Source organism: Neorhizobium sp. T7_12, from assembly GCF_002968535.1.
GTDB classification, from domain to species: Bacteria; Pseudomonadota; Alphaproteobacteria; order Rhizobiales; family Rhizobiaceae; genus Neorhizobium; species Neorhizobium tomejilense.
Genome location: NZ_PVBK01000008.1, coordinates 1 through 21,612, shown reverse-complemented (window position 1 = coordinate 21,612; position 21,612 = coordinate 1). Strand labels below are relative to the sequence as shown.

20 protein-coding genes are annotated in these 21,612 nt (G+C 61.8%); 7 read left to right on the top strand and 13 right to left on the bottom strand.

Annotated features, from left to right (window positions below):
- Entirely contained in the window at positions 1 to 780 is a 780-nt protein-coding gene (locus tag C5J26_RS18200; RefSeq protein WP_105403037.1) for an endonuclease/exonuclease/phosphatase family protein, read from the bottom strand.
- A gap of 65 nt (positions 781 to 845) precedes the next feature.
- Here C5J26_RS18200 and C5J26_RS18195 point away from each other — a divergent pair, with 65 nt between their 5' ends.
- Positions 846 to 1,787, top strand: coding sequence for a lysylphosphatidylglycerol synthase domain-containing protein (locus C5J26_RS18195; protein WP_105403036.1), 942 nt, complete (start codon positions 846 to 848; stop codon positions 1,785 to 1,787).
- On the opposite strand, the gene C5J26_RS18190 is transcribed toward C5J26_RS18195, so the two are convergent.
- From C5J26_RS18190 to C5J26_RS18180, 3 genes are all read right to left on the bottom strand, one after another.
- Complete coding sequence (locus tag C5J26_RS18190; RefSeq protein WP_105403035.1) at positions 1,767 to 3,272, bottom strand: phospholipase D-like domain-containing protein; 1,506 nt, start codon at positions 3,270 to 3,272, stop codon at positions 1,767 to 1,769. The genes C5J26_RS18195 and C5J26_RS18190 overlap by 21 nt on opposite strands.
- A gap of 115 nt (positions 3,273 to 3,387) precedes the next feature.
- Positions 3,388 to 3,591 (bottom strand): hypothetical protein, encoded by a 204-nt coding sequence (locus C5J26_RS18185; RefSeq protein ID WP_105403034.1) that lies wholly within the window; start codon positions 3,589 to 3,591, stop codon positions 3,388 to 3,390.
- Between the two features lie 35 nt (positions 3,592 to 3,626).
- Entirely contained in the window at positions 3,627 to 3,809 is a 183-nt protein-coding gene (locus tag C5J26_RS18180; protein WP_046608292.1) for a hypothetical protein, read from the bottom strand.
- 435 nt (positions 3,810 to 4,244) lie between these two features.
- Between C5J26_RS18180 and C5J26_RS18175 the strand changes: the two genes are divergently transcribed.
- Entirely contained in the window at positions 4,245 to 4,757 is a 513-nt protein-coding gene (locus C5J26_RS18175) for a ferritin-like domain-containing protein (RefSeq protein WP_105403033.1), read from the top strand.
- Positions 4,758 to 4,812: 55 nt separating this feature from the next.
- Here the strand turns inward: C5J26_RS18175 and C5J26_RS18170 are convergent, their stop codons facing one another.
- Both C5J26_RS18170 and C5J26_RS18165 read right to left on the bottom strand, forming a co-directional pair.
- On the bottom strand, positions 4,813 to 5,028 hold the full coding sequence (locus tag C5J26_RS18170) for a hypothetical protein (RefSeq protein WP_046628810.1): 216 nt from the start codon (positions 5,026 to 5,028) through the stop codon (positions 4,813 to 4,815).
- Between the two features lie 188 nt (positions 5,029 to 5,216).
- Positions 5,217 to 5,432 carry a hypothetical protein gene (locus C5J26_RS18165; RefSeq protein ID WP_105403032.1) on the bottom strand — a complete coding sequence of 72 codons (216 nt, stop codon included), beginning with the start codon at positions 5,430 to 5,432 and terminating at the stop codon, positions 5,217 to 5,219.
- A 242-nt stretch (positions 5,433 to 5,674) separates the two neighbouring features.
- On the opposite strand from C5J26_RS18165, the gene C5J26_RS18160 reads away from it, so the two are divergent.
- Positions 5,675 to 6,691, top strand: coding sequence for a glycosyltransferase family 4 protein (locus C5J26_RS18160; RefSeq protein ID WP_172745905.1), 1,017 nt, complete (start codon positions 5,675 to 5,677; stop codon positions 6,689 to 6,691).
- Here the strand turns inward: C5J26_RS18160 and C5J26_RS18155 are convergent.
- The gene (locus C5J26_RS18155; RefSeq protein ID WP_172745903.1) at positions 6,688 to 8,112 is read right to left on the bottom strand and encodes a lipopolysaccharide biosynthesis protein; all 1,425 of its coding nucleotides are present in this window, start codon (positions 8,110 to 8,112) and stop codon (positions 6,688 to 6,690) included. The two genes, C5J26_RS18160 and C5J26_RS18155, sit on opposite strands and share 4 nt — an antisense overlap.
- 125 nt (positions 8,113 to 8,237) lie before the next feature.
- On the opposite strand from C5J26_RS18155, the gene C5J26_RS18150 reads away from it, so the two are divergent.
- Together C5J26_RS18150 and C5J26_RS18145 are read left to right on the top strand one after the other, a co-directional pair.
- Positions 8,238 to 9,431, top strand: a complete 1,194-nt coding sequence (locus tag C5J26_RS18150) for a glycosyltransferase (RefSeq protein WP_105403029.1) — start codon at positions 8,238 to 8,240, stop codon at positions 9,429 to 9,431.
- Positions 9,432 to 9,480: 49 nt separating this feature from the next.
- The gene (locus tag C5J26_RS18145) at positions 9,481 to 10,254 is read left to right on the top strand and encodes a polysaccharide deacetylase family protein (RefSeq protein WP_105403028.1); all 774 of its coding nucleotides are present in this window, start codon (positions 9,481 to 9,483) and stop codon (positions 10,252 to 10,254) included.
- Here the strand turns inward: C5J26_RS18145 and C5J26_RS18140 are convergent.
- Both C5J26_RS18140 and C5J26_RS18135 read right to left on the bottom strand, forming a co-directional pair.
- Positions 10,251 to 11,069 carry a WecB/TagA/CpsF family glycosyltransferase gene (locus tag C5J26_RS18140; RefSeq protein ID WP_105403027.1) on the bottom strand — a complete coding sequence of 273 codons (819 nt, stop codon included), beginning with the start codon at positions 11,067 to 11,069 and terminating at the stop codon, positions 10,251 to 10,253. The two genes, C5J26_RS18145 and C5J26_RS18140, sit on opposite strands and share 4 nt — an antisense overlap.
- Positions 11,050 to 12,357, bottom strand: coding sequence for an O-antigen ligase (locus C5J26_RS18135; protein ID WP_172745901.1), 1,308 nt, complete (start codon positions 12,355 to 12,357; stop codon positions 11,050 to 11,052). The genes C5J26_RS18140 and C5J26_RS18135 overlap by 20 nt, the downstream gene beginning before the upstream one ends.
- A 270-nt stretch (positions 12,358 to 12,627) precedes the next feature.
- On the opposite strand from C5J26_RS18135, the gene C5J26_RS18130 reads away from it, so the two are divergent.
- On the top strand, positions 12,628 to 13,725 hold the full coding sequence (locus C5J26_RS18130; RefSeq protein WP_105403025.1) for a glycoside hydrolase family 5 protein: 1,098 nt from the start codon (positions 12,628 to 12,630) through the stop codon (positions 13,723 to 13,725).
- 5 nt (positions 13,726 to 13,730) lie between these two features.
- Here C5J26_RS18130 and C5J26_RS18125 read toward each other — a convergent pair whose 3' ends face one another.
- From C5J26_RS18125 to C5J26_RS18110, 4 genes are all read right to left on the bottom strand, one after another.
- The gene (locus tag C5J26_RS18125; RefSeq protein ID WP_245441195.1) at positions 13,731 to 15,371 is read right to left on the bottom strand and encodes a GumC family protein; all 1,641 of its coding nucleotides are present in this window, start codon (positions 15,369 to 15,371) and stop codon (positions 13,731 to 13,733) included.
- A gap of 107 nt (positions 15,372 to 15,478) precedes the next feature.
- Positions 15,479 to 17,437 carry an asparagine synthase (glutamine-hydrolyzing) gene (gene asnB, locus C5J26_RS18120; RefSeq protein ID WP_105403023.1) on the bottom strand — a complete coding sequence of 653 codons (1,959 nt, stop codon included), beginning with the start codon at positions 17,435 to 17,437 and terminating at the stop codon, positions 15,479 to 15,481.
- A 107-nt stretch (positions 17,438 to 17,544) separates the two neighbouring features.
- Positions 17,545 to 18,918 (bottom strand): FAD-containing oxidoreductase, encoded by a 1,374-nt coding sequence (locus C5J26_RS18115; protein ID WP_105403022.1) that lies wholly within the window; start codon positions 18,916 to 18,918, stop codon positions 17,545 to 17,547.
- Positions 18,915 to 19,391 (bottom strand): DUF4126 family protein, encoded by a 477-nt coding sequence (locus C5J26_RS18110; protein WP_105403021.1) that lies wholly within the window; start codon positions 19,389 to 19,391, stop codon positions 18,915 to 18,917. Before C5J26_RS18110 ends, C5J26_RS18115 begins: the two co-directional genes overlap by 4 nt.
- 285 nt (positions 19,392 to 19,676) lie before the next feature.
- Here C5J26_RS18110 and C5J26_RS18105 point away from each other — a divergent pair, with 285 nt between their 5' ends.
- Positions 19,677 to 21,503 (top strand): sensor histidine kinase, encoded by a 1,827-nt coding sequence (locus tag C5J26_RS18105; protein ID WP_105403020.1) that lies wholly within the window; start codon positions 19,677 to 19,679, stop codon positions 21,501 to 21,503.
- Positions 21,504 to 21,612: the final 109 nt, after the last annotated feature.

Here is a 21,612-nt window from a genome sequence, read left to right as displayed (position 1 = left end):
TCAAACCTCGACAGTGACCAAAAGCGGCAGATGATCCGAGGCCCGGCGGGAAAGCGGGGTCGATACGACCTGCGTCGCGATCGGCGTGATTTCGCTGGAGGCGAACACGTGGTCGATCCTCAGAAGCGGCAGACGCGACGGAAAAGTGGCTTTGGGCCTCCTGCCGCTCAAAAGCGGTACGTCCGCCATCTGGCGGGCGACGGCCTTGTAGGTCGCGGTCACGGGTGTAGCGTTGAAATCGCCGATCAGGATCTTCGGCTTGCCCCGGCAATCCGGCGCCCCCATCCAGGACGGCCCGAGGATTTCGGCGATCTGGCGCATCCGGTCGCCGCCCAGCAGGCCGAGATGGGTATTGAAGACCTGCAGCTTGTGCTCGCCGACCTCTATTTCCACCCAGATGGCGCCGCGCTGCTCCCCATGCGAGGACAGGCCGGCACCCTTTACCATTCTTGCCGGCAGGGCCGTCAGGATCGCATCGCCGTAACGCTCTTCGGCAACGTTGAGTGCTGCATGGAAATGGAATTCCATCTGCAGAAGAGAGGCGATCACATGCGCCTGGTCTATCCCGCCGGTGCGGCTGCGGCCGACATCCAATTCCTGCAATCCGATGATATCCGGTTCCAAGGCCGCGATGACCTCGGCTACCCGGGCGGGGTCGAGCCGGCGATCGGTACCGATGCAGCTATGCACATTATAACTCAGGATTTTCAGGCGATGCCTTGTCTTCGAAGGCTGGGCCGGGGCGGGGCCGGCCTTGGCTGGCGATGTCTGATCAGTCATGGAGCTGGGAACACCTTGGTCCCGGTTTCGTTCCCATTGTTATACAGCCGTTTACGAGAGGGACCATGATTGCCAGACGCCATCTGCTCAAGTTTCTGATCGGCGTCGCGATCTGCCTGGCGGCCTTCCTCGTCTATCGCAGCCTCGGTCGCTACACGGTCGACGAGATCGAGGAATCGGTCCGGTCGATCGCCGCTTTCCGGCTCGCGACTGCATTTTTCTTCGTCATACTTTCCTATCTCTGCCTCGGCGGCTTCGATGCGCTTGCCGTGCGGTATGCGGGCAAGCCGCTTCTCTTGCGGCAGACTTCGCTCGCGTCCTTCACGGCGCTGTCGATCGGTCACAATGTCGGACTTTCCGCGCTGAGCAGCGGTGCCGTGCGCTACCGGTTCTACACGCGCTGGGGTCTGACCGGCGAGGATATCGCCAAGGTCATCGTGTTCTGCGGAGTGACCGTCGGCCTCGGTCTCGGAACGTTGGCCGGGCTGGCGCTGCTGCTGCAGCCCCGCGACGCGGCGGACCTGCTGGGCCTCGACCGACCGGCACGGCTGGCGACCGGGCTTCTCTGTCTGGCAGGCCCTGCCGCCTATCTGCTGATCTGCGCCTTCGTGCGCCGTCCTCTCGTCGTGCGCAGCTGGCGTTTCGAACCGCCGGCGATACAGCTTGCGCTCGGCCAGATCGTCATCGGCACGCTGAACTTCGCCTGCGTCACGGCTTCCATCCAGCAGCTTCTCGCGAGCTTTACCGATGCCGGGTACCTGGCTGTGGCCAGCGCCTATGTGACCGCCAACATAGCCGCGCTGCTCAGCCATGTGCCGGGCGGACTCGGCGTGCTGGAGGCGACCATGATCGGGATACTGCCGACATCCGCGTCGATTGGAGCGCTGATCGCCTTCCGCGTGCTCTATTTTTTCGTGCCGCTGACGGTCGGGGTGCCGACCTTTCTCGTCACCGAGGCTTATTATCGTCATCGGGGCGGCAAGTTCCTAGAGCAGACGGTGATGTGACAGGCGGGCGAAAAGCCGCCTGAGACCAGCCTTGATCTCCGGAATCGGCCAGAAGGGCTGTTTCGGGTCGATGATCCCCGTGCCGACCAGAGATTCCGTTTCGCCTTTGTCCGTATCGACGTCGTAGCTCCGCAGGCCGCGCGGCTTGACGTTCAGCCGGTCGACAGCCGCCAGAACGGAGCCGGTTTCCGCGACGATCCGTGCAACTTCCGTTGGTTGGGCGTCGAGATGTTCGGCGATCAGCTCGTTGCGGAGCGCGGCGATCGCCTGCCTGCCGGCCGCGTCCGAGGTTTCGATCGCAAGGTCCGCCTCGGTGTCTAGTCCTTCGGAGCGGTTGTTGAGATTGGAAGAGCCGACCCGCACGAACTGGTCGTCGACGATGATCAGTTTCGAATGAACGATGATCTCCTGCTCGCCACCGTTGCCGTCGGAAACCGCGGCAAAGAAAACCCGCAGGCGTCCGTAGCGATCTGCGCGCTTGAGGCGACGGATCAGCCGGTTGCGGTTGTGGCCCATCATCAGCTTTTCCAGGAAGCCATGGGATTCGCGCGTGACGATCACGAGGATTTCCGGGCTGTCGGCTTTCCTCAACCGCCTGGCGAGAGTTCGCGCCACGCCGAAGGAGGCGAGGTACTGCGTCTCGATATAGAGATGACGTCTGGCAGACTTCAGCGCGTCGTGGGTCAGCCGGATCGCCTCGCGGTGGCCGCGATGGCCCTTCCATTTCCAGGCCTCGGTGAGCGCCAGGCCGGTGTTGCAGTCAGTCAGCGCCGGTTCCAGGTCTGCCGGCCAGGCATTTATGCCCGGCACATCGAGCGGTGAAAGGACCTGGCGGGTCGCCTTTTTCCAGCGGCGGCGTGCGACGTCGCCGATCAGCTTTGCCGTATCGCCGGTTACGATCGTCTGTATGTCGTGGACGGGGCCATAGGTGGTTCCGTCCGGCGCCCGGCGCAGCGGGTTGTCGATCGTATGGCTGCGGTCGTCCCAGCGGCGGGCGGTCAGGTCGATGCCGCCGAGGAAGGCGGTCCGGTCGTCGATCGCGACGATTTTCTGATGATGGCTGGCGCGCAGCGGATGGTCGAAATCGAAATGCAGGGAGATGCGCGGATGGTCTTTCCAATCCATCTTGCCGAACATCTTGAGGCTCTTGCCGGAATAGACAGGGCCCATGCCCCAGACCAGGATGCGGATTTCAAGCGAGGGCTTTTCCTCGACCATCTTGCGCAGCAGAGCACCGAGTGTTTCGCCGTCCGGGTCGCGCGGACGAAGGACGATGTCCGGATCGAAATCCCAGCCGATAATGAAGATCGAACGTTCCGCCAGCCTCAAGACCTGATCCAGCCGGCGAAAATAGTCGTCGCCATCGATCAGGAAGGCGAGCTTTTCCGCCTTCGCTCTGCGCCAGGCGTTCCGGCCGGGCCGGATGATGGGTTCGAATGAGAATCCTGTATCCCGCGTCAGGATCGATTGCGTCGCTACATCCACCTGGCCACCTCATCATGGAATGGCAGATGAACGCGCGGATTTTGTCCTTTGTTCCAAGGCTGTATTCCCGCACATAGCTGGATGGAGTGGCCGGATGGAGTGGAAGGTGAGGGCGTTACTCGATAACCGTTTGCTGAGCCGGGTTGGGCGCAATGAAATTGCTGTTGCCGTCTCTGAAGGCTTCCATTGCAACAATGAGCCCGAGAAGGATGAGAGCTGCCGCACCCATCAGCTTCCACAGCCCGCCGGTCATCGGTTTTTGCGGCCTCTCGTCCTGCGCTTGCCTGTGCTCTGCACGTGTATGGCCATGGATATTCATGATCGATCTACCGGCGCTTTCGCGCCGGTACCTCTTCAACTGGAGGCCAGATTGCCGGGCGGCATATAGACTGGCGGATTGGGATTTTCGTCGGGATTGGGCAACGGCGTCTCATCCGGCAGCCGATCCGGTTCCGGTTCGTCGATCGGTGGGTCCGGCTTCCAGATGGGCGCCGGCATGGGCGGGCGTTCACTTGGTTCGCGAGGATCGGGTATCATGGAAAACTCCCTGTTACTCATCTCACAACCGCCCGGCATGGCGATTGTTCCTCGCAAATTGACCCTAAGGGTTCGTGGAGCCGGTTCTGGTCGGGTCTGTCCCGGGAGCCGGCGCCGGCGTCTGCGCCCTATCGGTTGCCGCAGGAGGTGCCGGAGCCTGCGCCGTATCATCCGACCCGCCGGTGAAATAATAACCAACGGCCATCAGGAGGAGTACTATGGTAATCCCTCCGATGATGGAATTTGCCCTCATCTCGCGTGACATGATCTTCGCCTTTATGGCTTGTGAATTTACTACTGGACAATTCATAAAGGGCGGCAATGTTCCAGGCATCGAGGCGAAAAGGAACTTCGCCTGCTTTCAGGGGTTGAATCCGGTTGCCTTACGTTCCCAAAAGCAATCGATCTGGGCGACCAATTTGCGAGGAGAAGCGAATGACCCATGCCCGAGACAATTTCCTCGCGTGGCTGCGTGCCGCCCATGCCATGGAGGAACAGGCGATCACTACGCTTACCGCGCAATCCCGGCGAATCGAGAGTTATCCCGACCTCAAGGCCCGTATCGTACAGCACCTGCATGAGACCGAGGAACACGCCCAGGCGCTGAAGACGCTCCTCGATCATTTTTCGGCAACCGGCAGCGCTTTGGCGCTCAAGGACATGGCGGCGAAACTGGCGGCCAAGGCGCAGGGTGTCGGCGGCATGTTGACCAGTGACGAGGTCGTCAAGGGAGCGATGGCAAGCTATGCCTTCGAGCACATGGAAATCGCCAGCTACCGGGTCCTGATTGCAGCGGCCGACGAGCTGGATGAAATGGAGGCGAAGACGGTTTTCGAACGCATCCTTGGCGAGGAGATCGCCATGGCCAACTGGCTGGAAGCCAATCTCGACGCCATCACCCGCATATTCCTGATGCGTGACGAACGTGACCTGATGGCAAAGAGATAAGTGGCGAGCGCTAAGGAGGGTGGCCAGCCGCTGCGATGGCGGCTGGCGCGGGAGGTCAGGTTCTCAAGGGTGCGTCCGGATCCAGATGGATCTGCATATCTCGTGGATCGCGTACGCCCTGTTGATAAAGCTGGATGATCTGTGCTGCGAGATTGTTCGCGGCGAGGCTGCCGCCGGCAAGTCCACGCTCTGCGCAGATCTCGTCGAACAGGCGTTGAAGAAATGCCAGTTCCGTCGGTTCGAAAGTGTTGGTCAGGACTGCTGCATTCATCTTTTCAGCCTCCCAAATGGTGGCGAAAGCGCTTCCTGTCTTCCAGTCGCCAGCGCGCTCTTGTCATCAGCCGGCGATAGCCAAAGACTACTACTTCTCTTCCACTTTGCAAGGGAGGAAAGCGGGGTGGACGCAGCAGTGGATTGCTCGAAATCCTTTCTCAAGCAGTCGCGAATGTAAGTGATTTTTCAGTCGTTAAGATGGTTCGCCTCGTGATCGTGAAACTGTTCGGTCTGCACCGTTTTGCCATCCAGTCCGCGTTCCCTCGAATGCTGTGCCTTGTCCCGGTTCGACAGCACTTTGTTTTCGGGGAGGATCGCCTTGTTTACATCTGTCATGGCCCCGTTTCCGCTGTTTTTCCCCTGCGCTCCCGCGCCCATCCGCTTCGAACTCGCCTTGGCCATGATGTCTGTCTCCTGGTTCTTGTTTTCACTCAAAGAGTAGAACCGCGCAGGCGAGTTTTTGATCCGCGAAAAGTCGGATAGGAGAAATCTGAACGATCTCCCTGCACAGATTTTAAGATTTCAGCCCTAGGGTCCGGCGGATGAGGCACGAATTCAGCTCAGCTTTTCCAAAAGCTGCCGATACCCTAATTCCTTCGGGGAAGCGGATTCTCCAAATCGTAACCCATGACAAGATGGGGGGCGTGCGTACCCTTGTGCAGATGGTGGAGACCGGCTTGCACGCCCGCGGTTTCGAGGTACAGACGCTGCCTCTCGACACCGGTCGTGGAACGGTCGCCACGCTTCGCAATCTCGCACGCCTTGGCTGGACCATCCTGTCTGGAAAATACGACGCGATCTTCACCTACCAGGCTGCAGCCTCCGTCTTCGGCGGTTTTTTCGGGTTTCTGGGCCGCGTGCCGGTGCGCGCCGCCCATCACACCGCAGCGCCGGAGGGTATTCGCCGGCACTGGAAGGCACTTGACTGGCTGTTCGGATCGGCCGGGATATTCACCCATTTCGTATCAAATTCCGTTTCCACCAGCGCGTCGTTCGGCAAATGGCCTGCTGCCTACCGGCGGCGGTTCATTCTGATCCCGCATGGTGTCGATCCCATTCCGCCGGCTCGCGCAGCAGTCGACTGGCGGCAGCGCCTTTCCATTGCGCCGGATGCTTTCGTGCTGGTCGCGACGGGAAGGCTGGTGGATCAGAAGGATCACGCAATCCTGGTTGAGGCGCTCGGGATGCTGCCGGGCATGCATCTGCTCATCGCCGGCGACGGCCCGAACCGGGAGGCTCTGAAGGGCAAAGCGCGCACTGTGGGTGTGGCGGAGCGCGTCCATCTGGTCGGCTCGATCGAGCGGGATGCGCTCGGCGACATCCTGACGGCCGGAAATATCTATGTGTTTCCGTCGATCTGGGAGACTTTCGGCCTTGCCGGGGTGGAGGCTTCGATGGCGGGGCTGCCGGTCGTCGCGTCGGATCTCCCGGTTCTGCGGGAGGTGCTGTGCATCGGCGACGGACATGAGAACGCAGCCATGACGCGGTTCCATCCGCCCTGCGATGCGGCCAGCCTTGCCGATGCGGTCAAAGATCTCGCTGCGAATTATCCGGACGCGCAGCTTCGGAACGATTTTGCGCGATTACATCGAGAGCATCACAGCCGGGAGCTCATGCTGGAACGCTATACGAATTTCCTGCACTCCGAGAGCGGCGTCTAACCGCGCCGCGGATAAAAGCGCTGAAGCAGCGAGCGGGCATCGAACAGGTTCCAGCGCAGTGCGATATAGGCGCTGGCGATGCCGATCAGCACGAAGTTGATGGCGCTTGCCGCCGGCTCTTCCGTCAGGAACTGGACACCTTTGCCGACGGCGACCACAGCTATGCCGAGAGCCAGCAGCAGGCCCCCCCGGGGCAGGTCGAGAGGCATGCGCAGGTTTCCCGACGCGTAGACCAGGCAGATCAACAGCGCCGCCGCCTGCCCGAGCGTAAAGGCGATGGCGGCGCCCATTGCCGCGTATGAAGGGATCAGCAGGTAGCTCAGTGTTCCGGTGACCGCCAGCATCGCGACAGACGCGACCAGTTCCAGGTTTGTTGTCCCGCTGAAATAAATGATCTGGCCGAAATAGTGGGCGCGCATGACGAGAATGGCATTCGCGACGAGCAGGATCGGCATGATCTGCGTGACGACCGGCAGATAGCTCGGAGCAAGCAGGATCCCGAAGATGACGTCGCCGAGCAGGATGAAGGACGCGGTGCCAAAAATGACGATATAGCAATGCGTGATGAAGGCGCGCTTGAGAGTATGCCGCGCTTCGGTCCCTTTCCCCTCCGTATGGAAGTTCTTGGCGCTCGAAATATATCCTGCGCTGATCGCCTCGGCCAAGACCAGGAACGTCTGCTTCATGAGGTCGAGTACGGTCCCGTAAGGGGCGACGGTGCTGGTATTGTAGAGGCCGGCCAGCAGCAGCCGATCGACGTTCATGGCGGCAGCCGAGGCGCCGAAGGCAATGGCAAGCGGCCAGCCGTAGCGCCACATCCGCCGCACGTCGCTGCCCCTAGGCCAGACGAAGCCGGACGCCCATATGGTGCGGCTGAAATGCCGGAAAACCGGCACGGAGCCCAGCGCATAACCAAGCCCCACGCCTGCCAGCAATGCGCCGGGCGTGTCGAATTCGAGGACGGCGATGTAACCGAACAGCAGCGAGAAGACGGCGCGGGCGATGGTCGCGATTGCAACAAGCCGGACAAGAAGGTGGGCGCGGCTGATTTCGACGGCGACGAAATACAAGGTGAAGCAAACCACCAGCAGGCTGCTGCTGACCGCAACATCGGCATGCAATGTTCCAAACAGGTAGAACAGGTATATGAAGCCGATCGCCGGCAGCATCACTACCCCTGAAACCAGGAGCAGCGCCCCCGCGAGCCGATCGGCTTCCTTGGGGTCGTATCGTCCGAAATGGGCGAATACGATCCACTGGACGCCCAGGCTGTAGACCATCATGCATATCGAAAACCCGACAATATACTGGCCGTACACTTCGGCGCTGGTCATGCGCGTGAAGATGGAAACCGACACGAGATTGATGATGGCCGAGGTCGCCCGCGAGGCTAAATACACCGAGGCATGTCTATCGCTCAATTTCGTCGCCCAATAATATGCATTTGGTCAGAATTAACCGCTAACCCTCTAGGGTAGGCCCGATCGCCGGGAGTGACGTAGATCCTTCCTTAGCAGGAACAAACGCAATAATCATAGGGCATGTGATGATTATGAATAGCTCTCGGATTGTTGATCCGGTCGCAGCCCGAATCTGCTTTCTCGTGCGTGGTTTCGATGGCGGCGGTGCCCAACGCGACGCCATCCTGCTGGCAAACGAACTGCAGGGCCAGGGATTTCCAAGCGCAATCGTTACACTTCAGAGTTCGGGGCCGTTGCGGGACCTGATCCGCGCCGACGTGCCCGTTATCGATCTCGGCAACGGCCGCAAACTGCGCCTCGCCTTTGCGCCCGCCGCATTGCGAAGGTTGCTGGTCACGGGGCGTCCGAGGGCGCTGGTGTCTTCCGAGGCGGCGGCGAATGTCCTGGTGGTCCTGGCCTCGCGAGGGCTAGCGAGGGAAACGCGGCCGTCGATCGTCCTGCGCGAGGTGGCAAGCCCCCTGCAGGCGCGAACCGGCGATCCCTACTGGCAGAACCGGCTGGCCTACAGGCTGATCCGGTTTGCCTATCCGCGCGCCGATCTCGTCCTGACGTTGACGGCCGGTGCGCGAAACGACCTCATCGACCGTTTCGGGGTGCCGGCCGCGAAAGTCGCCAATCTAGGGACCAATGCCGTGCTGACACCGCAGATGCGGCGGCGGATCGAGCAGCTGGGCCGCGCGCCGGAACCGGGCCACATCGTCTCGGTCGGGAGGCTCTCCCCGGAAAAGGGGTATGCGACGCTGATCGAGGCCTTCGCGCAACTCAGGCAGATGCGCGAGGCCCGGCTGACGATCGTCGGGGAAGGCGATGAACGCGGCAACCTGGAGGCCTTTGTCGAAGCGCTAAATCTATCGCAGGACGTCAGCTTGCCGGGACACAATCCAGACCCGTTGTCGATCGTGTCGCAGGCCTCGCTTTTCGTATCGTCCTCCTCGCATGAGGGGCTGGGGAACGCACTGATCGAGGCCATGGCCTGCGGCGTGCCCGTCGTCGCGACGGATGCGCCTTACGGTCCGCGCGAGATCCTGCAAGGCGGGAAGCTCGGACGGCTGGTGCCGGTCGGTGATGCGACCGCGCTTGCGCAGGCCATGGCGATGACACTCGAACAGCCGCCCGAAAGCGCAGTTCTCCAGGCCCGCGCCGCGGAGTTCAGCGTCGAGAAATCGGCCGAAAGGTTCATCCACCTTCTTCAGGCGGCAGGGATCGCGGGAAATGCCGTTTCTGCGGCGCCGGAGATTGAGACAACCGTAAGTATTTGACATTATGTTCTGAAGCTCTGGGAGATCCGACTGCAATGGATGGGGGTAGATGAAAAAGCCGAAACTCTGGGAGATGTCCGGTTCCGAGATACTGGCGGGAGTATCCCGCAAGATCGGGCGGCACGTATATTTTCGACCGCACCTGTTGAAGCTGGATGCGCCTGTGGTTGCTTTCACGTTCGACGACTTTCCTGTCTCGGTCTTCGAAAATGCGGCGCCCGCTCTTGAGGATGCCGGCATGCTCGGCACGTTCTATCTGGCGAGCGGCCTGATGCAGCGCGTCGAAAACGGCCAGCTGATCGTCGATGAGGAGATGGTCGCGACGCTTTCGGACCGGGGACACGAGATCGGCGGCCACACCCATGGCCATATCAATGTCCAGAAAACGCCCCGTCGCGATCTCATGGCCGATATCAGGCGAAACGACGAGGAAATCGCCCGGATCGTCGGCTCCGCAAAGCCGGTTTCCTTCGCGTATCCCTTCGGAATGATTTCGGTCCCGTCCAAGCTGGCGCTGATGCATCACTATCCGGGCCTGCGCGGCATCAAGGTCGGCACCAATTCCGGCCTCATCGACCTTGCCCATCTGAAGGCGCAGGAACTCTATGACTGCAGCAACGATTCCGCGTCGATCGACAGGATGCTGGACGATGTCGAGCGGCGTTGCGGCTGGCTGATCTTCTATACCCACGACGTGCGCGAGGACCCGACGAATATCGGCTGTTCGCCGGCCTTCTTCTCGCAAGTGGTCGACAAGGTGCGCCGGCGCGGCATCAAGGTCGAGACGGTGATCGATACGCTGAAGCGGATCGGGGTCGCCTAACGGGTCTTGTCCGTGCCCGGTCGGTCGGCCGTCAGATCCTTATAGACGGCCCAGCAGAATGCCCAGGACGTGACGAAATATCGCCGTGCCAGGCGGCGCGGCTCGGTCGCGACGCGCCAGAGGAATTCCAACCCGGCTTTCCGCAGGAAGACCGGAGCACGCGATTTGACGCCGGCATAGAAATCCAGCCCGGCGCCGAAACCGAAGCCGTAGCAATCGGGAAGGTCGGCGCGGTGCTTGTCCATCCAGATTTCGGATTTCGGGGCGCCGATGCCGAAGAAGATATGCGTGACGCGTCTTTCCCGAAGCATCGCCACCAATTCGCGTCCGAAGGTCTCATTCTGCTCGAAAGCCGGGGGCGCTGTGACGATGACGTGCTCGGAAAAACCGAGCGCCTTCAGCTTGTCGTCGAGAATCGCTGCCGTGGTTTCGCTCGAGCATAAAAGCAGGGGCCGGTGGGTGCCCGGCTTCAGGCGCTCGATGATCTCGGGAAACAGGTCGGCGCCGGTGATGCGGCCGGGAACGGCAAGCCCGCGCAGCCGCGCATAGAGGAGCACAGGGGCTCCGTCGACAGTGGTCAGCCAGGCCTTGTCATAGGCGGCCCTGAAGGCGGGGTTCCTGTTCAGCTGCACGATGTGATCGAGATTGGCGGTCACCAGCAGCCGCAGGCCTTCACCGAGCGGCACCGGTTCGTTAACGATCGTGTCGACGATCCTGCGGGCGTCCCAGGTGGAGAACTCTATACCGAAGGCAGACGTTCGCTGCCGCTGTTTTACCGGTGCTTGCTCGGACATTTCAGGCGTACGCTGGTCCATAGGCGGGCTCGGCCTTCCTCGAGGCTATGATGCGGTAGCGGGCCTGGTAACCAAGGCCGAACATGGCAACCATCATCGTGAACCAGATTGGCCCCGACCGGGCAAGGAACACGCTTTCGAGGCAGGCGAGGAAGATCGAGAAAAGCCAGATCCTCAAGAAAAGCCTCGTGAGCGGCGTGAAGTTCTTTGCGGCGTCGATTGCCGCCAGATTTTTAAGGGGAGTAGCCAAGACCCATATCACCATCAATATCAATCCCGGTATGCCGGCGTTCATCGCGGCATCGACATAGGCATTGTGGGCATCCACCGCGCGCACGGCCCAGTTCAGGGTGCGCATGTCGCTGTTGACGAGGCTCTCCGCGCCCCAGAAAGAGCCGAAGCCATAACCGGTGATCGGACTCTGTGCAATAGCATCGAGTGCCAGCCGCCAGATGTCGGCGCGTGCCGTATAGGTGGTATCGATGCCGGTTGCCGCGACGATCTCCCTCAGCGGCGCGATCGTCGAAACGCCGACGGTCGCCAGGTTGAGCAGGCCGACCCCGCCGAAGACGACGGGAACGCGGATCCAGCGCCAGCGCTCGAAGAAAATGCTGAGGATGAAGATGCCGGGCAGCATTGCGGTCGAGGTCTTGGCGCCGGTTTTCAGCAGGAACAGGCTGCTCGCAGCAATGACCAGCAGTCCGATGATCCGCGACCATGCGGACATCAGGTAGATGCCGACGAAGCAGGAGAGCGCCATGACGACGCCGGTCTCGTTCTTCTGGACGTAAATTCCCTTCCAGAGCCCCGCATGTTGCGGCTCGAGAAAGTCGGTCAGCTGATGGACGGCAAGCCTCGGAAGAAACAGCACCCCGAAATAGCAAAGACCGACGATCAGCATCACACCGCCGCCGGCAAGCCGCGCAAACTGGCTCTCGCCCTTCGGCAGCATCAGAAATGCGCTGGCGCTGATGCAGACGGTGAGGGCAATCAGGACGCGCCTGACGGCACCGAGCGGATCGACCGAAAGTGCCGCCGTCAGAAACAGCCACCCGAATACCAACGCAAGCAGCAGGCGGGGCTGGAAGATGACGCTCCGCACCCTCGGGGTCATCGCATAGACAACCACGATCAGGAACAGCATATAGGCGAGCAGCTGGCTCCAGAGAGCAGGCTTCGCCAGGGCAGGATTGAGGCTTGTGTCGACGAAAGGCGTCAGGGTGATCCAGTAGAAGCACCCGACACAGCAGAACAGCAGCCTTGCGCCGAAATTTCCAGAAGACGCAACTTCGTCCGTGTCTCTCGTCATCCACCCGCCGCCGCGTTCTCTTCGCGCGCGAATCGTAACAGAAACCGCCGAATCTCGCCAGCATCCATATCCGGCGGCCATTGCTGCGACGTTCGTCGGAGTGGCCGAAGCCCGGCTTCGAAGCCCGTGACTGCGACGTTGCGAGATTTCGGCCATTCATCATAACTGCATAAATTTAGGTGGGTTGCTTGACCTTGACGGTATCGAACCAGAACTTGGCGCTCATCCTGCAATCCTTGGCAGGCTTGCAGGCGCCAGTGGAGATTTCGAATGCTGGGAATATTTTGTCGGCTTGCCGGATCTCTCATGCTGATGGCGCTCGGAATTGCCGGTGCGCAGGCGCAGAATTTCGTGCTGAAGCCGTTTTCCGAAGCCCGCGCGCCTGAAATTGCCGGATTGACTGCGGCCGAGCAGAGCAAGACGCTGGGGCGAGGGGTCAATTTCGGGGGGACGCTGGAGGCGCCGAGCGAAGGCGCCTGGGGAGGCAGGCTTTCCACCGAGCTGTTCGAGGCCGTCAGGCAAGGCGGGTTCCAGACCATCCGGCTGCCGATCCGCTTCAGCAGCCATGCGGCCCTTTCGGACCCCTACAAGCTCGACGAGGCTTTCATGAAGCGGGTCGACTTTGCGGTCAACAACGCATTGTCCCGGGGCCTCAACATCATCATCGACTTCCACCATTATCATGAGATGGATGGCGATCCCCTGGAGGCGGAGGAGGTGGCGATCGGCGTGGAGAAGAGCCGCGAGCGTTTTCTGGCGATCTGGGAACAGCTGGCGCGGCGATACCAGAGCCTCCCCAACGACAAGGTGCTGTTCGAGATCTACAACGAACCGCACGGCAAGACGGAGGAGGTCTGGAACGATCTGCTCGCCAAGGCGCTTGCGGTGATCCGCAAGACAAATCTTCACCGCTTCCTGATTGTCGATTCGGCGGAATGGAGCACGGCCTGGGGGCTCGAGAAGCTGGCGCTGCCTCCAGACGACCGCCGCCTGATCGTTACCATACACAATTATGCGCCGTTCAAATTCACCATGCAGGGCGCCAGCTGGATCGAAGGATCCAGGCCCTGGCTTGGAACTTCCTGCTGCGAGAAGGCGCAGATCGAGGAGATCAGGACGCCGCTCGACATGGCGGTCGAATGGGGGAAAAAGAACGAACGGCCGATCTTCGTCGGGGAATTCGGCTCCAATTCGCTCGCCTACTATCCCGACCGGGTGACCTACACGCGGATCATGCGGGAAGAGATCGAGAGACGCGGCATGAGCTGGGCCTATTGGGATTTCGCGTCCCACGAGTTCGGCCCCTGGGACCCGACCAGCAAGTCATGGCTGCCGGAATTGTACGAGGCGCTGGTTCCCAAGAAGTAGAAGCTTCAGGCGAACTCGCGGCCGGCTTCGCGCATATGGCCGAACAAGCCGAGTGTGAGTGCCATCAGCACGCCGAAAATGGCGCCGGCGAAAGCCCCTCCGATCAGCAGCAGCACCGAGCTCGGCGGCCAGCTCTTCGACTGCGGCGGCACCGGCGGCGAGATCACCCGGACATTGCTGGTGTCGATCTGCTGGCGCTCGCTAATCTGGTGCGTCCGCGACAGATAGGTTTCGTAAACGGCGGCCTTGGATCGGGCGTCCCGCTCCAGTTCGCGCAGGCGCACCTGCGCATCGTTTTCGGTAAACACGGTCGATCTTGAGGCGTCGGACTTGCGGCGCAGTTCCTGAAGGGCGCTGTTTGCCTGGTCGACATCGGTCTTGGCGGACTGGAGAAGACGGGCGGCTTCCTCGGAGATCGCGCGATCGACGGAAGCGAGCTCCGACTGCAGAGCGACGAGGCGCGGGTGCCGGCTGCCGTAGACGAGCGTCATCGAACTGATCTGCTGCTGCAATGCGCTATAGCTGGCGCGCAGGGTGACCATGCTGGCAGAATCGAACACCGCCGAATTCGCAACCCGCCTGTCGGCATAGGCCGCCTGGAGCTGCTTGTAGCGGGTATCGGCCTGGATCAGCCGCTGCTGAGCGTCGAGAACCTGGGTATCGAGAGCGCCGGAAATGCGGGTGCTGGTGAGTTCGCCGGCGGTCGATTGCAGGTCGTTCTGGCGCTTGAACTGCTCGACCTTCTCCTCGGCTTCAGTCACCGAGCGGCGCAGTTCGTCAAGCCGGCTGTTGAGCCCGATCGCAAGCTGACCGACGCTATTCGATGAGGATTTGAACAATTCGCCCTCGAAGGCCGAGACGATCGCGTTCGACAGCTTGATCGACTTATCGGCGTCGCCCGTCCAGACCGAAAGGACGACGACGAACGAGCCGTCGTCGCGGGTCGCGGCAATCTGCTTTTCGAGCTGGCGCAGGACGCTCAACTGCTTGTTCTCGGGCGCGGTCGGCGACGAGATGAGGCGGCGCAATCCGTCGAGCCGTCCGGGACGGTTGAATTCCGGGTCTTCGGTGAGGTTGAGATCGTCGATGACCTTGGTCAGCACGTTGCGCGACGTCAGGACCCGTAACTTGCTCTCGACTTCCAGAAGCTGGGAATCCCGTTGCGGGTTGGCGGAGAAGACGTCGTCGGAAACGAGGTTCAGGTTGGAGGGATCGATGATGATCTCCGTACTGACGGTATAGCGCGGCGAGGCAATGGCGGCGTAGAGCAGCGCAAGGACGGCGCCAAGGATCGCTGCGGCGATGATCCGCAGAAAGCCCCTGCGCAGCCACCGGATGATATCGGTGAAATGGATATCGGTCAGGCTGTGTAGCTGTGCCTCGATCCGTTTTTCAAACGGAATGTCCTCGTATCGCATCCGGTCGTCATCTTCCCGTTCGTGGGCGGGCGGCTCACGATGATAGTCCGAACGGGTTCGATAGTCAGGTACCGAAGAAGGACGAGGCCGGTTGCGCGGCGAGGGGCGTTCTTCCAGTTCTTCTTCAACGACTGGATGATCCAGGAGGGAGCTCTGGTATTCGCTGCGACGACGCAACGCCCGGGCCGATGCCGACCGCCGAGTATGTGGCTCCTTCGGCTCGTACATGGACTACCTCCGCCCTTCCGCCACAGCGAAAGAACCTACAATTGGACACACTCTGGCGATCATGCCGAATTGACGTGAATTTTAAGTTAATTGAAGATTTTCAAGAGCTAATAAGCAGCCTTGCGAACGGGATGCGCCTCGTCCGCGGCGGATCGGGTAAAACCCTTCAGCCAAAGCTGGGTGGACAATATGCCGACGAAAGCGGCGTTGTCGCGGAACCCGGAGACCGGGGCCAGGCGGCATTTCTGATGGAGTTTTGCAACGGCTTTCGGATTGAAGAGGCCTGAGGCAGCGATTGCCTGTTCGCCCAGCATCTCGCCGACATAAGCCTCCGCGTCATTGCCGGTGAAGGAACGGCTGTCCGGTGCGCGATAGGGCTGTTTCGGACGCTTGCTGATGACATCCGGCAGCAGGTCCCTGGCGACACGGCGCAGGATGTGCTTCTCGTCAAGGCCCTTGAGCTTCATGCCAGGCGTCAGGCGGCTGGCGAACTCCACAAGCCTGTGGTCGAGGAAGGGGAAACGGCCTTCAATGCCGTGCGCCATCGCCATGCGGTCGCCCTGGCTCGACAGGATGTAGCCGGGTAGCAGGAAACGGCTTTCGAGATATTGAGCCTGATGCAGCGGGTGCCAGCGGCCGAAATTCGCCGGCAGTCGGGAGGCAAGCTCTTCGGCCGCATCGTAGCTGCGGAGCGTGGCGCGAAGTTCGTCGGAATAGAAGATCTTGGCCGCGGCCGTCGAGCGGAAGCGCGGGCGATGGGAGAATAGCGGATCACCCGCCGGGTCGTTGCCGGCCCCGAAGAAAGCGGCAAGATATTCCGCCGACTGCTGCTTCAGCCCGGGCAGGTAGGGATAGAGCTTGCGGAAAAGATGCGGCCGCATTTTTGATCCCGGCTGGCGGGCACAGAAACGGCGCACGCGCGCCTCGCGAAAAATGTCGTAGCCGGCGAATACTTCGTCGGCGCCTTCGCCGGTCAGCACCACCTTCATGCCCGCATCGCGGACAAGGCCCGAGAGGCGGTAGAGCGGCGCGGGGGCGGTGCGCAGGACCGGCCGCTCGGTGAAACGGATCACATCCGGGAAACTTGCGGCGATATCGGCCGAGCCGCTGGCGACGGCGTGGTGACGGGTGCCGAGCGCTTCTGCGACCTGCCGCTGGAAGGCGCTTTCGTCGTGTTCGGCATCATCGAAGGTCACCGAGAAGGTGTTGAGGCCATTCGGAGCCATCGGTGCGGCGAGTGCCGCGATCAGCGAGGAGTCCAGTCCGCCGGAGAGGTAGGCGCCGACGGGCACGTCGGCGCGCATGCGCAGCCGCGTCGCATCGGTCAGCAGCGCCCGCAATTCCTCTTCCCTGACAGACTGGTAGGCTTCGGTGTGATCGCCCGCATCCGGAAAATCGAGCGCCCAATAGGGTCGGGTCTCGGTTCGGCCGTTTCTGGCGATCATCAGGTGGCCGGGTTCAAGCTCGAGAACGCCCTTGAAGGCGGTGCGCGGCGCGATCGGCGTCCAGAGCGTGAAAATCTGGTCGAGCGCCACGGGATCGAGTTCGGCCTCGATGCCGGGCACTTCCAGCAGCGCCTTGATCTCCGAGGCGAAATACAGCGAGCCCTTGTGCTCGGTATAAAAAAGCGGCCTGACCCCCATCCGGTCGCGGGCGAGCATCAGCCGGCGCTCGCGGTGATCCCAGATCGCGAAGGCATAATCGCCGTTGAGGCGTGAGAGGCAGGCCTCGCCATAGGTCGCGTAAAGCTGCAGCAGGACTTCCGTATCGCTGCCGGTGCGGAAGGTGATGCCGCGCGCCTTCAGTTCGTCGCGCAGTTCGACATAGTTGAAGATCTCGCCGTTGAAGACGATGGTAAAGCGGCCGTCGGCACCCGTCATCGGCTGCTGGCCGTCGGAAAGCCCGACGATCGACAGCCGGACATGCGCGAGGCCGATGCCGGGGGAGGCGAACACGCCTTGGCCGTCCGGCCCGCGATGGGCGATCGCCTGTGCCATGGAAGACAGCAGGGCCTCCGGATTTCCGGAGCCGAATGCCTCACCGACGAAGCCCGCAAAACCGCACATCTGTTTCCATCATCAACAGGGACACTGATGCTCACGGTCATAGACGGAAATGCTTGCCGGCCGCTTCAGGCGATCGATAAAATTGTAGTCGTGTCCCAAATAGGGTTTCAGGCCGGCTTCATTCCGAGCACCACGGTCGGCCAGAATTCCGAGACCGTCGGATGGATCGGCACTGCCCAGCGCAGCGTATCGTAGGTGGCGCGGGCATTCATCATGTCGAGCACGCCGTGGATCGATTCGTCGCCGCCGGTGCCGAGGATGGCGGCGCCGAGGATCTCGTGCGTCTCCGCATCGGCGACGAATTTCATCAGGCCTTGCGTTTCGCCCTTTTCGACCGCGCGGCCGACCCTTGCCATGGACTGACGGCCGACCAGAACCTTGCGGCCGGATTTGCGGGCTTCCGCCTCGGTCATGCCAATGCGGCCGAGCGGCGGGTCGATATAAAGCGCGTAACCGACCAGCCGATCGGAGACCTTGCGGCTCTCGCCGTCGAACAGGTTGGCGGCGATGATCTCGAAGTCGTTATAGGCGGTGTGGGTGAAGGCGCCTTTACCGTTGCAGTCGCCCATCGCCCAGATGCCCTCGACATTGGTCGAGAGGTCGTCGCCGACCTTGATGTAACCCTTCGCGTCCAATTCGACGCCGGCCTTGTCGAGGCCGAGATCGTCGGTGTTCGGACGGCGGCCGACCGCGAGCAGAACGTCGGAGCCGATCACTTCCGGAGCGCCTTGGGTGCAATCGACGCCGACGGCGACGCTGTCTTCGTGCTTGCTGAAACGGATGCATTCGGCGCCGGTGCGGATATGGATGCCTTCGGCTTCGAGGATCTCGCGGATCGCCTGTGAAATCTCCTCGTCTTCGCGCCCGACGAGACGCGGGCCTTTTTCGACGACAGTCACTTCGGCTCCGAAACGGCGGTAGATCTGGGCGAATTCCAGCCCGATATAGCTGCCGCCGACGATGACCAGATGTTTCGGCACCCGGTCGAGCAGAACGATGTCGCTGTTGGTCATGTAGGGCACGTCGCCGACGCCCGGGAAATCCGGGATTGCGGCACGGCCGCCGACATTCAGGAAGATCTGCGGCGCGGTCAGAAATTCGTCGCCGACGCGGATCGTGTTCCTATCCTCGAACCGGGCGTGGCCGCGGATCAGAGTGCAATTCGGCATGCCCTCGAGCCAGTTCTCGTTACTGTGGCGCGAGTCGAGCGTCACCTTGTGGGAACGCCGCATGACGGCAGGCATGTCGATCTTCACCGGGCCGTCGAGGACCACGCCATAGTCACTGCCGCGGCGGGCGACGTGGGCGGCATAGGCGCTGGCGACGAGCGTCTTGGTCGGCTTGCAGCCGGTATTGACGCAGGTGCCGCCGACATGTTTGCGCTCGATGATCGCAACCGTCTTGCCGGCGTCGTTGAAGCGCCCTGCGAGTGAGGGGCCGGCCTGGCCGGCCCCTATGATGATTGCGTCGAAGGTTTTCATACCGCGGCCGCGACAGGCAGGGACGCGATGATGAGGTAGGCCGCGACGATCGCGACAGCGTCCTCGATGAAGGCGGCCGGCGGATCCTTGCCGAAGCTGGTAGCCAGCTTGGCGCGGACGGCGGCGCCACCATAGGTACCGATTGCGGCGCCGACGATGCCGGCAACGAGACCGACAATCCAGCCGCCATAGGGCGTGCCGATCGCGGCACCCGTGAGCGCGCCCATGATCAGGCGGGCGCCGAACTGCTGCGGCACCTTGCGGCTCGGCGTCGAGGGGAGCTGGTCCGTGACCAGTTCGACGACCGCGAGAATGGTGAAGATGCCGACGGCCCAGATCGTGCCCATGAAGGAGAGCCACGACCCGGAGAGATTGAGCCAGCCGAGATAGGCGGCCCAGGCAATTGCTGCAGGTGCGGTCATGGCGCGCAGGCCGGCGACGATACCGATCAAAAGTGCAAGTATATAGACCATTAAAAACCCCTTGCGCCGCCCTTGCGGCTTTCCCCGTTTGCACCTGTGATCGAAGCACGATCAGTCGTGAAGTCAAGCGTCAGGTAGAAATTATTGCGAGAACACGAGGAATGCTTGCACGATTCGATCACGCCCGGTGGCTCCTCCAAATACCCCAGCGACCATCATCCCAGATGCCGGTCACACATGCCGGAAGGATTTTATGGAAATCAGCAGTGCAGCGGTTAGAATACCGCTTTCCCGTCATCTCAGGCGGGAAAAAACGAGCGAAGGAACCCGGGCCTGTTGAGATATCGTATTCTTCTGCCTTTGGCCCTGCTTGCGGCGGTCGGTCTTGCGCTGGTCTTCAAGGGCAGCGATATCCTCGCGCGGGGCTATATCGAGGAGGCCGAGGTCCAGGCGGGTACGACGCTGCGCCTGGCGGTGTCGGCGCTCGATGGCCATCTGAAGCGCTACGAGGCGCTGCCGGCTCTGATCGCCGATCAGCAGAATATCGAGGCGGTGATCCTCGATCCGAAGAACGAGACGCTGCGGGCGACGACCAACGCCTATCTCAAGGAGATCAACGGGCTTCTGAAATCCTCCGACATTTATGTGATGACGATGGACGGCGAGACCATCGCTGCCAGCAATTATGACAGCCCGGTCAGCTTTGTCGGCGAGAATTTCACCTATCGGCCCTATTTCCAGGATGCGGCGGAGGGCCGCCAGTCCCGCTTCTACGCGCTCGGCACGACGTCCTTGAAGCGCGGCTACTATTTCGGCTCCCCGATCGAGATCGGCGGCGCGATCCGCGGCGTGATCGTTTTCAAGGTGGATATCGACAGCCTCGAAGGCTCCTGGGGCGGCGGTGACGACCGGATTTTCGTGTCGGATCCCGAAGGCATCATCTTCATGACCGGCAGCCCGGAATGGCTTTATGCGAGCATCCTGCCGCTGACGCCCGACCGGATCGCCCGCACCGAGGCGTCGCGGCGATATGCGGACGCCAAGCTCCGCGAATTGCCGGTCGAGCGCGGCAGCTTCGCAGGGCGCGATGTCATGACCATCCGGGACGGCGGGATCGAGAAGGAATATCTCGTCGTATCACAACCGATGCCGGACGCGGGCTGGACCGTCAACGTGCTGATGGATACCGGCTCGGTGCATACCCAGGCGAAGACCGCGGCGGTTGCAGCACTTTTGACGCTCTGCCTTGCCGGCCTCGGGCTCGCCATCGTCCTTCAGCGTCGTGCGCGGCTCAACGAACGCCTGATACTGCAGGCCGAGGCGCGCAACGAGCTCGAGCACCGCGTCGCCGAGCGCACCGCAGATCTCGCCCGCGTCAACAGCCGCATCGAGGAGGAGATCGCCGAGCGGCGGCTCACCGAACAGCGGTTGCGCCAGACCCAGGCGGACCTCATCCAGGCGGGCAAGCTCGCAGGCCTCGGACAGATGTCGGCCGCCCTGTCACACGAACTCAACCAGCCTCTCGCCGCTGCCAAGACCTATGCGGAAACGGCCGGCGTGCTGATCGATCTCGGACGCACCGACGATGCGCGGGACAATGTCCGGCGCATTTCGGCGCTGATCGACCGCATGGCGTCGATCAGCAGGCACTTGCGCAACTTCGCCCGCAAGCCGAACGAGAAGCTCGGGCCCGTCGCGCTCGACGACGTGATGCGCGACACGCTGGAGATCGTCGCGGCGCGCCTGAAGGCGGCGGATGCGGAACTGGACATCGAGATCGATCCCGCCATTCCCGCGGTCAAGGCAGGCGCGGTGCGGCTTCAACAGGTGCTGGTCAATATCATCACCAATGCCGCCGATGCCGTCGAAGGCCTCGAAGACCGGCGGATCACGGTTTCCGCCGAGCAGGCGGGCAACAGGGTCATGGTGTCGGTGCGCGATCGCGGGCCCGGCGTCGCGGCGGCCATCCACGAACGCATCTTCGATCCTTTCTTCACGACCAAGGGCGTCGGCAGGGGTCTGGGTCTGGGTCTGTCGATCTCCTACAACATCATCAAGGATTTCGGCGGCAGCCTGAGCGTTGCCGATCATCCGGAAGGCGGCGCCGTCTTCCGGATCGAACTCGAAGTTGCCGACGGCAATCTTCTGGAGGCAGCTGAGTAATGCGCAAGTCAAGCGGCTTTTTGAGTTGGATCGAAGGTTTGCCTGGTTCTGAGCATCGTCCACAGGACGGTGACGCGTCGGCGGGCCAGAGCGATGATGGCCTGGGTGT

Excerpts from the sequence above, each read along its gene's own strand:
- asnB (WP_105403023.1), bottom strand. The coding sequence starts at position 17,437 with ATGTGCGGTTTTGCGGGCTTCGTCGGTGAGGCATTCGGCTCCGGAAAT.
- C5J26_RS18195 (WP_105403036.1), top strand. The coding sequence starts at position 846 with ATGATTGCCAGACGCCATCTGCTCAAGTTTCTGATCGGCGTCGCGATC.
- C5J26_RS18140 (WP_105403027.1), bottom strand. The coding sequence starts at position 11,069 with ATGGACCAGCGTACGCCTGAAATGTCCGAGCAAGCACCGGTAAAACAG.
- C5J26_RS18115 (WP_105403022.1), bottom strand. The coding sequence starts at position 18,918 with ATGAAAACCTTCGACGCAATCATCATAGGGGCCGGCCAGGCCGGCCCC.
- C5J26_RS18145 (WP_105403028.1), top strand. The coding sequence starts at position 9,481 with ATGAAAAAGCCGAAACTCTGGGAGATGTCCGGTTCCGAGATACTGGCG.
- C5J26_RS18175 (WP_105403033.1), top strand. The coding sequence starts at position 4,245 with ATGACCCATGCCCGAGACAATTTCCTCGCGTGGCTGCGTGCCGCCCAT.
- C5J26_RS18185 (WP_105403034.1), bottom strand. The coding sequence starts at position 3,591 with ATGAATATCCATGGCCATACACGTGCAGAGCACAGGCAAGCGCAGGAC.
- C5J26_RS18170 (WP_046628810.1), bottom strand. The coding sequence starts at position 5,028 with ATGAATGCAGCAGTCCTGACCAACACTTTCGAACCGACGGAACTGGCA.
- C5J26_RS18165 (WP_105403032.1), bottom strand. The coding sequence starts at position 5,432 with ATGGCCAAGGCGAGTTCGAAGCGGATGGGCGCGGGAGCGCAGGGGAAA.
- C5J26_RS18125 (WP_245441195.1), bottom strand. The coding sequence starts at position 15,371 with ATGTACGAGCCGAAGGAGCCACATACTCGGCGGTCGGCATCGGCCCGG.
- C5J26_RS18135 (WP_172745901.1), bottom strand. The coding sequence starts at position 12,357 with ATGACGAGAGACACGGACGAAGTTGCGTCTTCTGGAAATTTCGGCGCA.
- C5J26_RS18110 (WP_105403021.1), bottom strand. The coding sequence starts at position 19,391 with ATGGTCTATATACTTGCACTTTTGATCGGTATCGTCGCCGGCCTGCGC.
- C5J26_RS18130 (WP_105403025.1), top strand. The coding sequence starts at position 12,628 with ATGCTGGGAATATTTTGTCGGCTTGCCGGATCTCTCATGCTGATGGCG.
- C5J26_RS18200 (WP_105403037.1), bottom strand. The coding sequence starts at position 780 with ATGACTGATCAGACATCGCCAGCCAAGGCCGGCCCCGCCCCGGCCCAG.
- C5J26_RS18180 (WP_046608292.1), bottom strand. The coding sequence starts at position 3,809 with ATGATACCCGATCCTCGCGAACCAAGTGAACGCCCGCCCATGCCGGCG.
- C5J26_RS18150 (WP_105403029.1), top strand. The coding sequence starts at position 8,238 with ATGATTATGAATAGCTCTCGGATTGTTGATCCGGTCGCAGCCCGAATC.